The organism is Streptomyces niveus (assembly GCF_001723055.1).
Classification (GTDB): Bacteria; Actinomycetota; Actinomycetes; order Streptomycetales; family Streptomycetaceae; genus Streptomyces; species Streptomyces niveus.
Genome location: NZ_MDCR01000138.1, coordinates 16086 through 29377, shown reverse-complemented (window position 1 = coordinate 29377; position 13292 = coordinate 16086). Strand labels below are relative to the sequence as shown.

At 68.9% G+C, this 13292-nt stretch carries 13 protein-coding genes and 2 pseudogenes; all 15 read right to left on the bottom strand.

What is annotated here, in order from left to right:
- Positions 1–2: 2 nt before the first annotated feature.
- Positions 3–851, bottom strand: a complete 849-nt coding sequence (gene whiG / locus BHU15_RS17550; RefSeq protein WP_069628051.1) for an RNA polymerase sigma factor WhiG — start codon at positions 849–851, stop codon at positions 3–5.
- 249 nt (positions 852–1100) lie between these two features.
- Complete coding sequence (gene dprA, locus BHU15_RS17545; protein WP_069628050.1) at positions 1101–2270, bottom strand: DNA-processing protein DprA; 1170 nt, start codon at positions 2268–2270, stop codon at positions 1101–1103.
- Positions 2267–3888: pseudogene (locus BHU15_RS17540) on the bottom strand (YifB family Mg chelatase-like AAA ATPase); the annotation flags it as partial. The gene dprA and the pseudogene BHU15_RS17540, both read right to left, overlap by 4 nt.
- Before the next feature lie 2 nt (positions 3889–3890).
- Positions 3891–4181: YraN family protein (locus BHU15_RS38315; RefSeq protein WP_438284965.1), on the bottom strand; the 291-nt coding region annotated here is incomplete at its 3' end.
- Entirely contained in the window at positions 4139–6436 is a 2298-nt protein-coding gene (locus tag BHU15_RS38310; protein WP_079128204.1) for a Cro/Cl family transcriptional regulator, read from the bottom strand. The genes BHU15_RS38315 and BHU15_RS38310, both read right to left, overlap by 43 nt.
- Positions 6433–6759 (bottom strand): helix-turn-helix domain-containing protein, encoded by a 327-nt coding sequence (locus BHU15_RS17530; RefSeq protein ID WP_069628048.1) that lies wholly within the window; start codon positions 6757–6759, stop codon positions 6433–6435. The genes BHU15_RS38310 and BHU15_RS17530 overlap by 4 nt, the downstream gene beginning before the upstream one ends.
- A gap of 4 nt (positions 6760–6763) precedes the next feature.
- Positions 6764–7783 (bottom strand): tyrosine-type recombinase/integrase, encoded by a 1020-nt coding sequence (locus BHU15_RS17525; protein ID WP_069628066.1) that lies wholly within the window; start codon positions 7781–7783, stop codon positions 6764–6766.
- Between the two features lie 250 nt (positions 7784–8033).
- Positions 8034–8169: pseudogene (locus tag BHU15_RS41375) on the bottom strand (YraN family protein); the annotation flags it as partial.
- Positions 8170–8349: 180 nt separating this feature from the next.
- Positions 8350–8658, bottom strand: a complete 309-nt coding sequence (locus tag BHU15_RS17520) for a DUF2469 domain-containing protein (RefSeq protein ID WP_003993268.1) — start codon at positions 8656–8658, stop codon at positions 8350–8352.
- A gap of 55 nt (positions 8659–8713) precedes the next feature.
- Positions 8714–9205: an NUDIX hydrolase gene (locus BHU15_RS17515; RefSeq protein ID WP_069628047.1), complete on the bottom strand. Its 492-nt coding sequence runs from the start codon at positions 9203–9205 to the stop codon at positions 8714–8716.
- Entirely contained in the window at positions 9195–9974 is a 780-nt protein-coding gene (gene lepB, locus BHU15_RS17510; RefSeq protein WP_069628046.1) for a signal peptidase I, read from the bottom strand. The genes BHU15_RS17515 and lepB (BHU15_RS17510) overlap by 11 nt, the downstream gene beginning before the upstream one ends.
- A 60-nt stretch (positions 9975–10034) precedes the next feature.
- Positions 10035–11021, bottom strand: coding sequence for a signal peptidase I (gene lepB / locus BHU15_RS17505; RefSeq protein WP_069628045.1), 987 nt, complete (start codon positions 11019–11021; stop codon positions 10035–10037).
- Positions 10990–11994 (bottom strand): signal peptidase I, encoded by a 1005-nt coding sequence (gene lepB / locus BHU15_RS17500; protein ID WP_069628044.1) that lies wholly within the window; start codon positions 11992–11994, stop codon positions 10990–10992. Before lepB (BHU15_RS17500) ends, lepB (BHU15_RS17505) begins: the two co-directional genes overlap by 32 nt.
- Positions 11987–12763 (bottom strand): signal peptidase I, encoded by a 777-nt coding sequence (gene lepB / locus BHU15_RS17495; protein ID WP_069628043.1) that lies wholly within the window; start codon positions 12761–12763, stop codon positions 11987–11989. The genes lepB (BHU15_RS17500) and lepB (BHU15_RS17495) overlap by 8 nt, the downstream gene beginning before the upstream one ends.
- Before the next feature lie 58 nt (positions 12764–12821).
- Complete coding sequence (gene rplS / locus BHU15_RS17490; protein ID WP_023538359.1) at positions 12822–13172, bottom strand: 50S ribosomal protein L19; 351 nt, start codon at positions 13170–13172, stop codon at positions 12822–12824.
- Between the last annotated feature and the right edge of the window lie 120 nt (positions 13173–13292).

Genomic DNA, 13292 nt, shown 5'->3' with positions numbered 1-13292 from the left:
ATTCAGCGTCCCGCGTCGGCGAGTTTCGCGCGGAGCTGGAGCACGGACTTCGTGTGGATCTGGCTGACGCGGCTCTCGGTGACACCGAGGACGTTGCCGATCTCCGCCAGCGTGAGCCCCTCGTAGTAGTAGAGGGTGACCACGGTCTTCTCCCGCTCGGGAAGGGTGTTGATGGCCCGGGCGAGCAGCCGGCGCAGCTCCCGGTCCTCGGCGACCTCGACGGGATCGTCGGCCGCCGTGTCCTCCAGCGTGTCCATCAGGCTGAGCCGGTCGCCCCCCTCCCCGCCGACATGCAGCAACTCCTCCAGCGCCACGACGTTCGCCAGCGACAACTGACTGAAGACGGCGTGCAGTTCCTCGACGGCGATGCCCATCTCGGCGGCCACCTCGCTCTCCGAAGGGGTACGCCGCAGCTGCGCCTCCAGCGTGGCGTACGCGCGCTCGACGGCCCTGGCCTTCTGGCGTACGGAGCGCGGGATCCAGTCCAGCGCGCGCAGTTCGTCGATCATCGCGCCGCGGATGCGCGTGATGGCGTAGGTCTCGAACTTGATCGACCGCTCGATGTCGAACTTCTCGATCGCGTCGATGAGTCCGAAGACCCCGGAGGAGACGAAGTCCGCCTGCTCGACGTTGGACGGCAGCCCGACACTCACCCGGCCGGCGACGTACTTCACCAACGGCGAGTAGTGCAGGATCAACTGCTCACGCAGCCGCTCGTTACCCGTGGTCTTGTACGACCGCCACAAGGTGTCGAGCGCCGTGGGGGCGGAGGGTCGCACTTCGCCGCGGGCCGCTGGGGGCACCACGGGGGGCGCCGCCGCACGGTCGGACCCGGAGGTGTGCTGGGGCATGCGTTGCCTTGAGCCGTTCTGCCGTGAAGTGAGGGGAGATATGTCTGGGCCGGATTCCTGGTGAGCGTAGCGTGACAAGGTGGTCGCGGTGCGCGAGGAGGGTGAGGCTATCGCCTGTCCGGACAGGCGATGTCGGCCGCCGCCGAGATTCCGCGATCCGGCGCCGACACCGCGCGTATCGGCCGCAGTGGCGCCGCCGGGTGGACTGCGAAGGTCATCTGCCTCACCTTTTCACCCGAATGCCCCAGGTCAAGGACCGGCTCGCCGCGTGCCGCCGTCGCGTGTCGTCCGTGGCGTCAACTGCCAGCCTTCACCGTGCCGTTCGACGAACCCGAGGGAGTGAAGTTCGTACAGCTTGCCGAGAGCCTCGTCTGCCGTCGTCGCGCTCTCCCGTGCGATCTCCCGCCCACCGAGGGCCGCTCGGGCGGGCAGTGCGTCAAGGATCCGTCTGCCGAGGGGATCGAGCAGATCCCTGGCCAGGACGGGGCCGCGCCTGGCAGGTGCGAGGTCACCCATGTCTCCCACCAGCTCGACCACTTCGGCGGCGTCCGTGACCAGCACGCCTTCCCCTCGCAGCAGTTCGTGCACCCCGGCGGAGAGCCCGCTCGTCGCGGGCCCCGGCACCCCCATGGTGAACCGCCCGAGCCGCTGCGCGCTGCGCGCGGTGACCAGTGAGCCGCTGCGGTACTCGGCCTCCACCACGACCGTCCCCCGGGTGAGGGCCGCGATCACACGGTTACGCAGGATGAACCTGCTGCGGGTCGGATGATCACCGGGCGCCAGCTCCCCCACCACCAGTCCCTGTTCGGCGATGCGCCGGACCAGTTCCGCGTGTCCGGGCGGATAGACGACGTCGACGCCGCAGGCCAGAACGGCGACGGTCGCGCCGTCGGAGGCGAGTGCTCCCCGGTGGGTGGCTCCGTCGACCCCGTACGCCGCCCCCGATGTCACCACCCAGCCCCGCTCGGCCAGCCCCGACGCGATGCTCCCCGCCATGTGCGCTCCGTAGGGCGTGCAGGCCCTGGCTCCGACGACGGCCACGGAGCGCAGGGCCCAGAGCCTCAGGTCGGGCCTGCCACGCACCCACAGCCCGATGGGACGCGACGTGCCCAGGTCGTCGAGCTGGGTCGGCCACTCCTGATCGCCGGGGCAGACGAACCGGCCGCCGACCGCGGCGATGGCCGCCAGGTCGCGTTCGGGCGCGGCCGCCGCGGCGCGCGCCCGCAGGCCGCGGATGCGGCGTGGACCGACTTCGCACAGGGTTTCTTCGTCGGTCCCCTCGGGGGAGGTGAGGAACTCCATCAGCCCTCGGGCGCCGAACTTGTGCAGCCACCGCCCGCCGTTCTCGTCGCCCGGCTCGATCACCCGTGTCAGGGCGGCCCTCGCCAGCCTCTCGTCCGCCCCGTATCCCGTGGTCATGACACACCGCCGATCGTGGCCCCGGCGCCGCGTGCGATGCCGGTGCGTAGCTCCAGCGCCAGACCTACGTCTCGTCCGTCGGGACGGTCCCGCCCGGCGAGGTCCGCGATCGTCCACGCGACTCGCAGCACCCGGTCCAGCCCTCGGGCCGTGAGGAGCCCCCGTTCGAGGTCGCGCTCGGCGGCGTCGAGTGCACCGGGCGCGGTGAGCCACCGGGTACGCAGTTCGTGACCGGGCACTTCGCTGTTGACCGTCCACGGCGTCCCCGCCAGGCGCTCCGCCGACCGCAGCCGGGCCTCCTTGATCCGTTCGGCGACGGCTGCCGTGGTCTCACCCCGGCTGCCCTGGCCCATGAGATCGGCGCGGTGCACCGGCTGCACCTCCACCCGCAGATCAACCCGGTCGAGCAGGGGACCGGACAGACGCGACTGGTAGCGGCGGATCGCGGAGGGCGGGCACTCGCACCCCGCGCCGTGCAGGGTGTGCCGCCCGCAGGGACAGGGGTTGGCGGCGAGCACCATCAGAAAGCGGGCGGGCAGCCGTACGACTCCGGCGCTGCGCGCGATGACGACCTGCCCCGATTCGAGGGGCTGGCGCAGCGCGTCCAGCGCCTTGCCCGAGAATTCCGGCGCCTCGTCCAAAAAGAGCACCCCCTTGTGTGCCAGGGACACCGCTCCCGGCCTCGCCAGTCCGTTGCCGCCTCCGACGAGGGACTGCATGGTCGCCGAGTGATGCGGGGCGCAGTAGGGCGCCGTGCGGACGAGCGGTTCGCCGGGTGGCAGGATCCCGGCGACCGAGTGCACCGCCGTGACCTCCACGGACTCCTGTCGCGTCAGCGGTGGCAGCAGTGCCGGCAGCCGCTCGGCCAGCATCGTCTTGCCCGCTCCGGGCGGCCCCTGCAAGAGCAGGTGGTGTCCGCCCGCCGCGGTGACCTCCAGGGCCGTACGCGCCGCCTGCTGCCCCGCCACGTCGGCGAGGTCCGGGCAGTGCGCATCGCGCTGCCCGAAGCCGGGAGCCAGGCCCGTCCCCACTCCGGCGCCGGGGACCAGCAGACCGGCGAGCATGGGATCGGGGCGGCCCTCCTCGGTGACCGTCGGCTCCTCGGGCACCGGTTCGTCGGTCAGTACGGCGATGAGCTGGCGCAGGCTCCGTACGCCGAGCACGGACACGCCCGGCACGAGCGATGCCTCCCCCGCCGTCTGTTCCGGCACGACCACCTGGCGATAGCCGGCCTCGGCCGCCGCGAGGACGGCCGGGAGAATGCCTCGTACAGGACGGACCCTGCCGTCGAGGCCCAGTTCCCCGATCAGCACCAGATCGGCGATGGCGCGCGGCTCGATACGCTCGGCCGCCCCCAGCACCGATACCGCGACTGCGAGATCGAAACCGGATCCGCTCTTGGGCACGGAGGCCGGGCTGAGCCCCACCGTGAGCTTCTTCTGCGGCCACTCCGCGCCGGAATTCACGACGGCCGCCCTGACCCGGTCCCGGCTCTCCGACAGGCTCTTGTCGGGCAGTCCGACGAGGGTGAAGGCGGCCACACCTGGTTCGAGATCCGCCTGAACCTCCACCACCACGCCCTCGACGCCCACCAGCGCGACCGAACACGCACGCGCGANNTCGCGCGTGCTCGACCAGGGGAGCGCCGCGTCTGGGCAGCACCACCCCGATCAGGTCGATCCGCACGCCGCCCGGGGGCGGTCCGCCGAACGCGTCCAGCCAGCAGGCCGCGAGCCGCCTCAGCCGGTCCACCTTCACCGGCGTGACGGCGGCCATCGGATGCTCGAAAGAGCCCTGCCTGCGGGTCTTCACCTCACAGACGACCAGCACGTCCCCGACTGGGGAAATGTCAGTGTTCCGACCCTGCGCTATTCCTCGGGTTCCGCGCAGGCAGCGAGGTACTCGGCCCAGCTGTTCTGTGCGTACTGGGCCCACCGGTGAGTGGTGGAAGGACTCATCCCGATGAGGTCGCTGACCACGATCGGAGGAAGCTCCATGACCATTTCGATCATGGCCGTGTTGCGGGCGCTGATGGTCGGCAGGCCGTGCTTCTTCATCAGCCGCTGGATGGAAGCCGGGTTTTGAGGCTTGCTTGCTGGCTGGCCGGGCAGCAGGAATCGTGTCCCGTCGGCGGCCTTGTGGAACACCGAGCGACTTCCCGGGCCGTTGATCTGCTGCTCGATGAGGCGGGCCAGTTTCGGCGGCAGGAGCACGGGATGACGGTCGATCGTGAGGTAGGCGTCGTCCTGTTCCCGATGGAAGCGATCGGTCGTCAGCGCGACGATGCGGATGGTCGGCAATCCGTAGAGCCTGGTCAGTGCCCCTGCGATGCGTGCCGGGAGAGGTATCGATTCGTCGTTGAGGCAGCGCTTGAGCTGGTCAAGGTGCTCGTCCTCGGGGATGAACTGGGATGGGAGCGCAACTGGTTGACGGGCGAGGTCGAGTTTGCCGGTGAGCCGGCGGGCAGAGGTCCATCGGATGAAGGCGTGCAGACCTCGTCGGCGGGTTGGGTGCGCGGTCACCCAGCGGTCGAGATCGTCCTGTGTCAGAGAACCGAGAGTCAGGCCCTGTTCATCGAGCCAGGTCATGAACTCGATGGTGACTCGTATGTCCATCCTGTCGGCGGTAGCGGACCCCGTCGTGTAGCGGCCCCGGTCCGCGCGGCGACGGGCGTCACGGACGACATGCCATTCGGCGAACGGGCGGATGATCCGCTGGTGATGTGGTGAAAGCTGGTCGAGGTTCTCTTTCACCCAGAGCTGGAGCTGGGCGAATGCCTCCTGCCTGCGCGGCAGGACACCGGTGGTGACCAGCACTTCACGGATGTGGTTCGTGGCATGGCCGCGGGGCAGCGCGTCCAGATGTTCGTGCGTGAGTTCCGGATGATCTCTGGTGAGCTGGGCCAGGAGCTTTGCACTGGGCCCGCGATCAATCCAGCCCCTCACCGAATACGGGCGGCGAGCGCTCGTGAGCGCGTCGGCGAGAGGCTTCAGGGGGCCGGGTATGACGCCGTCCTCGTCACCGAGGAGATCATGGACTCGGTCACTGACGATGCATCGGATGCAGAGTCCGCCAGAGTAGGGTTCGCCGGTCGAATCGCAGCGACGGCATCGGTACTCGAAGCCGTCGGCCCCAGCACACGGCCCGCAGACGTCATTGCCGTGCTCTGATCGACCGACCAGAACCGCAGTCGATCCGCAGTCGGCGCAGGTTCCGGGTCGACGTCTGCGGCGTGAGTAGCACGGGTGGCAGACCGGGCCGAGCGGCCAGATGGCCTGCGGTATCACTTGTTCTCCACAACTGCCGCAAGCCTTGGTCGAGCGGGGTGCGCAGGGGAAACAGCGGAACTCTTTGCCCTCGATCTTGTAGCCGGGGCGGATCCGGGCGCAGGACGAGCACTCGGCGGAAAGGGCAGCCTTGTAGCAGTGCGTGCAGAAGGAGGGGCGTCCGCCGGTGCCCCGGACGGCGACCGGACGGACTTCACCGCACGCGCCGCAGGTCCGCGCGGCGGTGTCGTAGCAGGACCGGCAGATCGGCCCTTCGTCTCGGTTGGCCCAAATCGGGGCGACGGCTCCGCACTGGGCGCACTCCCGCTTGGGCTTGGGAGCACACGCGTTGCAGAGGACCGTGCCGTCGTCGCAGCGGGTGTTGGGTGCAACGTGCCGTCCGCACTGCGCGCAGGTCTTGAAGGTCAGCGGATCAACGCGGTAGCAGATCCGGCATATGGGTCCCTCGTCACGGGTCGTGACAATGTGTCCCTGCTGGTGACAGCGGGCGCACTCCTTGAGCTCGTCGCGGTGGACGCACCATGGGCAGCATCGGCCGTCGGGCGCCATGCGGCGCAAGTCCAGGTCGGTGCGGCCGCAGCGTGCGCAGCCGAGCAGCGTGATGGCCTCGCCGTGGCCAGCGTCGCGCAGGAGGCGAAGGAGCCGGGGCAGGGACAACGGGCAGAACGACGACGGAGCGGTCAGGGCGTCCGGGTGCTCGGTGATGTACCGGTCCAGAACGCGGGCGTTGGTTGGGAGCCATGCCTTGGCCTGTTCCAGGAAGGACTGGGCCGCCGCGGCATCCAGGTCCGGGCCGACCGTCTTCTCCAGCAGCGCGAGGAGTCGTGCCCGGATCTCGGCGAGCTCGGCGGCCCTCTTGCGGACGTGCCACTTGGTCACGACTGTCCTGGGCGGCGGATGACGGTCCGGCGCCGTTCGACAGACACCGGGCCCTCGTCGCCGTCAGCGGTCTTGCGGAGGGGGACGTTGACGATCTCGGGCTTGATCAGGTCGTTTGGTGTGCATTCGAGGATGTCGCAGAGCGCGACGAGGGTGTCCATGCTCATCCGCTGCGGGGGCTGGGTCACCAGCCGGTAGACCTGCTCGCGTGAGAGCTTCACGCCTCGCTCGGCCAGCAGCGGCACCAGGTCGGACGTCTGGAACATCTGACGCTCGGCCATCAGCTGCCGCAACTGCCACTGGTAGCCCATTTTCTTGATCACGCTGTCACGTCCAGTCGTTGCCGAGCCGGGCCTTCATCGAGACCTCCAGCAGCTTGTTGCGGTACTCGTTCGAGACTCCCATGTAGATGGCCGTGGTCGCGGCGTGGGAGTGACCGACCTGTTCCTGTACGAACCTGGCCGGATAGCCGAATTCAGTCAGATGGGTGATGTAGCTGTGCCGGAGACAGTGCAGGTCGAGGTCTTCGTCCAGGCCGGCGGCCTCACGGGCGGCGACGAAAGCGGCGTTGATCGAACGCGGTGACAGGCGCCCGACCCGCTCGGTCACCCAGAGCGCGGGGTGGCGGCCGGGCGAGAAGTGCGGGCGTATCTCGGTTATCCACTCCTGGATGACGTCGACAGCCCAGTCCATCTCGGGCACCATCAGCACCGTCCGGCGCTTGGGCGGGGCGCCATTCTTCGACTTGCCGTAGCGGACCATGAGGTTGCCGCAGGTGCCGAACTGCGGGGCCTTGCGGTTGCGCCGTAGGTCGACCAGGTCCAGCTTTGACGACTCGGTGCGTCGCGTCCCGTAGGCGTAGACAGCCTTGATGACGGCCGCGTCACGCAGGGCGGCGAGAGCACCCTTGCGGCCCTGCTCACGGATCTTGCGGGGACGGGCGTCCGCCGCGTCGAACAGGGCCTGAACCTCGTCGTAGGTCAGCGGCCGTCGGCGGGGATCGGCTTCGTACTCGACGGTGTGTAGAACCGAGTTGCCCTCGTGGAAGATCTCCTGGGGTGCCTCACCGAACCGCTCGGCGCAGACGTGGGCCCACTCGTATCGGCCGTCCATGACGTACTCCATGAACAGGCCGATGATCACCTCGTACGTCCGCGCGGTGGACATCTGGATCGGCGACTTGCCGCTTCGCAAGTCGGCGATGAATGCCTCTCCCTCGGCGGGAGTCCACTGCCACGGGTACTGCCCGGTGAACTCCCAGAACCGCTCGATCAGCCGCACCCGCGGATTGATGGTCGTCGACTTCAGGAACCGCGCCGACTGCTGCCTTGCCCAGCCCTCCTTCATCGCCTCGAACACCGCCGGCGCGGGATCGAGATGGATGACGTTGTCCGCCAGGACAAGCCGGGCAGACCCGGGTGCTTTCACGCTCACCAGGATGTTGTATCAGATGCATCATTGATGAGTTAGCGTGCTAGTGTGCAGGTCAGTGACCTAACGGGCTTCCCGAGGCTGACGCCTCGGGAAGCCCGCGACCAGCCGAAACGGCGGCGCGGCCACTGCGCGCAATGTTGTATCAAATGCAATACATCCCGTTTGTCGCGGGCGACGATGTCGATCTCGCCCGTCCTGCCGCACCGCCAGTTGCGGTCCAGCACAGTCATTCCCGCCGCCGCCAGCCGTCGCGCGGCCAGCCCTTCGCCGTACCGCCCGAGTGCCCCCGTCGCGTTCATGTCGGCACCACCTCCGGCACCGACTCTGGGGCGAAGACTCCCAGCGAGTGGATCTTGGTGGACAACTCACCGGTTGTGGATAACTCCGTCACCCACCAGCGCCCCAGGAATCACAGACGCCTCAGGAGCCACAACAACACCACGGTCCCCGCCTCAGCCCCTTCAGTCGCTTCAGTCGCTTCAGCCGCTCGGGAGCTCCAGGTCGCTCTTGTTCAGCTCCTCGATGTTCACGTCCTTGAACGTGAGTACTCTCACCTGCTTGACGAACCTGGCCGGCCGGTACATGTCCCAGACCCACGCGTCCGCCATCGAGACCTCGAAGAAGACCTCGCCCTGCACCGAGTGCACCTGCATCTCGTAGTCATTGGTGAGATAGAAGCGTCGTTCGGTCTCGATCACGTATTTGAAAAGACCGACGACATCGCGGTACTCCCGGTAGAGCTTCAGCTCCATCTCGGTCTCGTACTTCTCGAGGTCCTCGGCGCTCATGGCATGTTCCCCTTCAGCCGTACGTCCCCCTATTGTGCTCCGGCCCCGTGCGCCCCTAGACGATTTCAGAGGCGAGAAGCACCGGCGCACCCGGAGGACCCTCGTCGAGCAGCGTGCGCAGCAGCCCGGCGAGCCTGGTCGGATACACCGTCTCACGCGCCGTCGACAGTTCGGCGGAGGTCCACCACCTCAGCTCCGCGACACTGCGCCGCTCCAGCTCGGTCAGCCCCTCGACGGTCGTCTCCGTCTGCGCGGTACGTGCCAGGAAGTACCACTCGTCCTGGTCCCAGCGCCGCCCGTCGAACGGAAAGGAGCAGGTACGACGCCAGAGAACCGGCCCGAGCTCAACCTCTGTGATGCCGGTCTCCTCGGCCAGCTCGCGCAGCGCGGCCTCCTGCCGCGTCTCGTCGCCCTCCAGGCCGCCACCGGGCGTGAACCACCAGTCGTTCGCGGGATCGCCGGGCTCGTACCCGCGCATCAGCAGAATGCGGTCGTCCGGGTCGAGCAGCACGATCCGTGAGACCTTCCTCAGCGCGTCACTGGACACCGGGCGTCACCTCCCCGTCGGTCCGCCCCGTCGGCTCTGCCCGCCCCGTACGCCGCGGCCCGCCCAGCCGCCGTACGACCGGCCCGTACGCCGCCCCGCCCAGAATCAGCAGCGCCCCGAGCACCACGGAGCCCACCACCAGCGTGACGGGCCCCGGATCCGACACCCCGCCGGGCAGCGCCGCGAACCCGCGCGGGCGCTCGACCAGGCCGCCCAGCGGCCAGGCCACGGCGTCGATCCGCGCGGTCACCGTCGAACGGGGCACCGACCCCTGTCCCTGCTCCTGAAGATGGACCCGTGAGTCCAGCGACCCGCTGCGTTCGTCGCCGAGGAGGAACAGCTGTCCCTTCGGGACCGTGGCCCCGAAGCCGGTGGTCGACGCGAGACCGCCGGGCATCCGCTGGACGTACGGTTCCTCGATCGCCTTCCCGTTCACCGTCAGGCGCCCCTCGGAGTCGCAGCAGGCGACCTCGTCACCCCCCACGCCGACGACCCGCTTCACCATCGGCATGTCGCCCCACTGCGCGTCCTTGAAGACCACGACGTCGCCGCGCCGTACCTGATCGCCGGATATCCGCTGCGCCAGCACCCGGTCGCCGGCCTTCACCGTGGGGTCCATCGAGTCCGTCGGCACGGTGTACGGCTGGTACTCCACCGCTCCCCAGACGAACCCGCCGAGGAAGAGCACACAGCCGACGGCCACGACCAGCCCCGACAACACATTGCCGAGGCGGCCGTGGCCGCCGTCTCCACGTCCTGTTCCGCTCATCCCAGCCGTCCCCCGTCCCGGAGAATGATCATCGCCGGATCGGCGATCTGGGACGGCACCCTACCCGGCGGTACGTCCCCCGGTCAGCCTCCGCCTGCGCCAGAACACCAGCGGTACGGCGCCGGCGAGGCCGAGGGCGGCGGGGGCCCCGGCCGTCGCCAGAGCCGCCGCGTTGAGACCCTTCTGGTCGAACGTGTCGGGCACAGGCAGCGTCGAGAGCCGGTCGAGCGGCCAGGCGATGACGATCGCGCGGCCGACGACCTCGTCCGTGGAGACGGTGCCGTGACCCGGCAGTTCCTGGTGGTAACGGGAGTCGAGAGAGTTCTGCCGGTGGTCGCCCATCACCCAGATCCGGCCGTCGGGCACCGTGATCGGCCCGAACGGTTCGTCGTCACAGGCGGTGTTTCCGGGGAAGATGTACGACTTCTCGTCCAGCGTCTTCCCGTTGACCTGGACGCTGCCGCCCTTCTTGCACTCCACCGTGTCGCCGCCGACCGCGATGACCCTCTTGATGAGGTCCTTCTCCTCGGAGGACGGCATGAGGCCGATGAAGCTGAGGAACTTCTGCGCCACGTTGGGCTCGGGGGCCTCCGTGCTGTCGAGCCAGCCGCCCGGGTCGTGGAAGACCACGACCTCGCCGCGCTCGGGCTCGGCGCCGAACCACGGCGTGAGCTTGTCGACGAGCACGCGGTCCCCGCGCTGGAGGGTGTCCTGCATCGAGTCCGAGGGGATCGAGAACGCCTGCACCAGGAAGGTCTTGATCAGCAGCGCGAGCAACAGCGCGATACCGATCAGAAGAGGCAGTTCCTTCCAGAACGAGCGCGGCTTCTTCACGTCCGAAGCCCCGTAGCCCTCCGAATCGCTGTCCTCGGGGCCGCCGCCCTCGGGCCCACCGCCCCGCCGCTGCGCCGCCTCGTCGTTCGTCTCCGCGTACGCGCCCGCGGACGGGGTCTCCGCGGCGGAACCGGCGGAACCGGCGGAAGGCTCGGCGAGCTGCTCGGGCCTGTCCTCGGACTCACCGTGCCCGGATCGTGCGCCGACGGCCAAATCCCCCACATCCACTCCTCAGTCCGTACAACCGCCCGCTCCGGAGACGGAGCAGGCCCACTACTCCCATAACGAGCGGGAGTTCCGCAGGGGTCGGGAGCAGGATCATTCCGTTCGGATCCTGAGAGGACACACTATTCGACGGGCCGTGCGCCGTGGTCGGTGCGGCGCGCGCGTCCGGTACGGAGGCGTACGTTCCGCGCTCCTCCAGTCGCCGCCAGTGACCGAGCGGCCAGGCGATGACGACGGCCCGTCCGACGACCTCGTCCTCGGACACGGTGCCGCGGAACTCCTCGTCGAGATGGAAGCGCGAGTCGGCGGAGTTGGACCGGTGATCGCCCATCACGAAGATCCGCCCCGTCGGCACCTTCACCTCGAAATCGAGCTTCGACGGCGGATTGCCGGGATTCAGATACGGCTCCGTCAGCGGTACGCCGTTGACGACGATGCGCCCGTCCTTGTCGCAACACTTCACGGTGTCGCCGCCCACGGCGACGACACGCTTGATCAGGTCCTGCTCGTCGGCGGACGGCAGCAGTCCGATGAAGGTGAGGACCTGCTTGACCTGTTTGACGACGACCGGGTCGTCCGCGGGCGGCTCGGTCTCCTCCTGGAGCCAGCCGCCGGGGTCCTTGAACACGACGACGTCGCCGCGCTCGGGGCGGGAGCCGAACCAGGGGGTCAGCTTGTCCACGAGCACCCGGTCGTCGATCCGGATCGTCTGCTCCATGGAGCCGGAGGGGATCACGAACGCCTGGACGAGGAAGGTCTTGAGGACGAGCGCGATCAGCAGCGCGACGGTGATCAGCAGCGGGATCTCGGTCATCGCCGAGCGGCGTCGGCGCCGTTTCACCTTGCGGGCGAGCCTGCGCCGCTCCGCGCGCCCCGGCAGGGCGCGTCCCGTGGTGGGTCTGGTGCCGGTCGGCAGCCGCGTGTCGGAGCGGTGGCCCCCGGGCCGTCCTCGGTTACCCATGGGCGCCGTCCGGGCCGGTTACGTGCCTGAAGGCGTCGGTGCCCTCCAGCGCGGTCCAGCGGCCCAGCGGCCAGCCGATCCAGTCCACCCGCCCGATGACCTTGTCGACAGGCACCGCGCCGCCGCCGGGGCGGCCCAAGTGGTCACGTGAGTCGCGGGAGTTGCTGCGGTGGTCGCCCATCACCCAGAGGGTGCCGGAGGGTACGACGATGTCGAAGGGCGCGCTGGACGGCGCGTCGCCGAAGTACAGGTACCGCTCGTCGACGGCCCGGCCGTTGACCTCGACCTTGCCCTCCTCGTCGCAGCAGACCACCCGGTCTCCTCCCACGCCGATCACGCGCTTCACGAAATCGGTCTCGGCGGGCTCGGCGAGACCGAGGGCCGCCGCCGCCCCGTGGGTGAACCCGGTGAGGGGGTTCTCCCGCGCGGGCTCCTCGACGAAGGACCCGGTGCCGTCGAAGACGACCACATCCCCGCGCCGCGGCTCGGTACCGAAACGGTACGCCAACTTGTTGACCAGCACCCGGTCCCCGACCTGGAGGCCGGGCTCCATCGACCCGCTGGGGATCAGGAAGGGCTGCACGACGAAGGCGCTGAACAGCAGGAGAGAGGCCGTGACCAGGACACCCAGTCCTGCGGCCCTGCGCCATGACAGCCCTCGTAGATGTCCCAGGAGCCCGGACATACGCACGGAGCGCGACCCCTCTTCCTTCCCTGTGGCGGGTGCGGAAGAGGGGTCGCGCTCCAGGTGCTGTGGTTCGGTGTCCATCGGGCTCAGAGCTTATCCGGCCGTCCGACGGGCACCGTGCGCGAGTTCGAGCCTGGGCTCAGTTGTCGCGCTTCTCCTTGATCTTCGCGGCCTTGCCGCGCAGCTCACGGAGGTAGTAGAGCTTGGCGCGACGTACGTCACCACGGCTGACGAGCTCGATCTTCTCGAAGATCGGGCTGTGCACCGGGAAGGTGCGCTCGACGCCGACGGAGAAGGAGACCTTGCGGACCGTGAAGGTCTCGCGGACGCCCGAGCCCTGTCGGCGGATGACCACGCCCTTGAACTGCTGGATACGGGAGCGGTTGCCTTCGATGACACGTACGTGGACGTTCACGGTGTCGCCGGGGCGGAAGGCGGGGAGGTCGCTGCGCAGTGACGCCGCGTCGACGGTGTCGAGCAGGTGAGCCATGATCGTCTGCTTCCTCGCTGATGCCACAGGTCATCAACGGAATGTCGAAAGGAAAATTCGGAGCGCCGTTCTCGTCGGATGGGCGTCGTTCCCCCTGTGGCAGGGGCGCGCACCGGACGT

What these genes read in the sequence shown, in the direction of transcription:
- lepB (WP_069628043.1), bottom strand. Translation starts at nt 12,763, where the DNA reads ATGGACACCGAACCACAGCACCTGGAGCGCGACCCCTCTTCCGCACCC.
- rplS (WP_023538359.1), bottom strand. Translation starts at nt 13,172, where the DNA reads ATGGCTCACCTGCTCGACACCGTCGACGCGGCGTCACTGCGCAGCGAC.
- BHU15_RS17520 (WP_003993268.1), bottom strand. Translation starts at nt 8,658, where the DNA reads ATGAGCGCCGAGGACCTCGAGAAGTACGAGACCGAGATGGAGCTGAAG.
- whiG (WP_069628051.1), bottom strand. Translation starts at nt 851, where the DNA reads ATGCCCCAGCACACCTCCGGGTCCGACCGTGCGGCGGCGCCCCCCGTG.
- dprA (WP_069628050.1), bottom strand. Translation starts at nt 2,270, where the DNA reads ATGACCACGGGATACGGGGCGGACGAGAGGCTGGCGAGGGCCGCCCTG.
- lepB (WP_069628044.1), bottom strand. Translation starts at nt 11,994, where the DNA reads ATGGGTAACCGAGGACGGCCCGGGGGCCACCGCTCCGACACGCGGCTG.
- BHU15_RS17525 (WP_069628066.1), bottom strand. Translation starts at nt 7,783, where the DNA reads ATGAAGGAGGGCTGGGCAAGGCAGCAGTCGGCGCGGTTCCTGAAGTCG.
- lepB (WP_069628046.1), bottom strand. Translation starts at nt 9,974, where the DNA reads ATGAGCGGAACAGGACGTGGAGACGGCGGCCACGGCCGCCTCGGCAAT.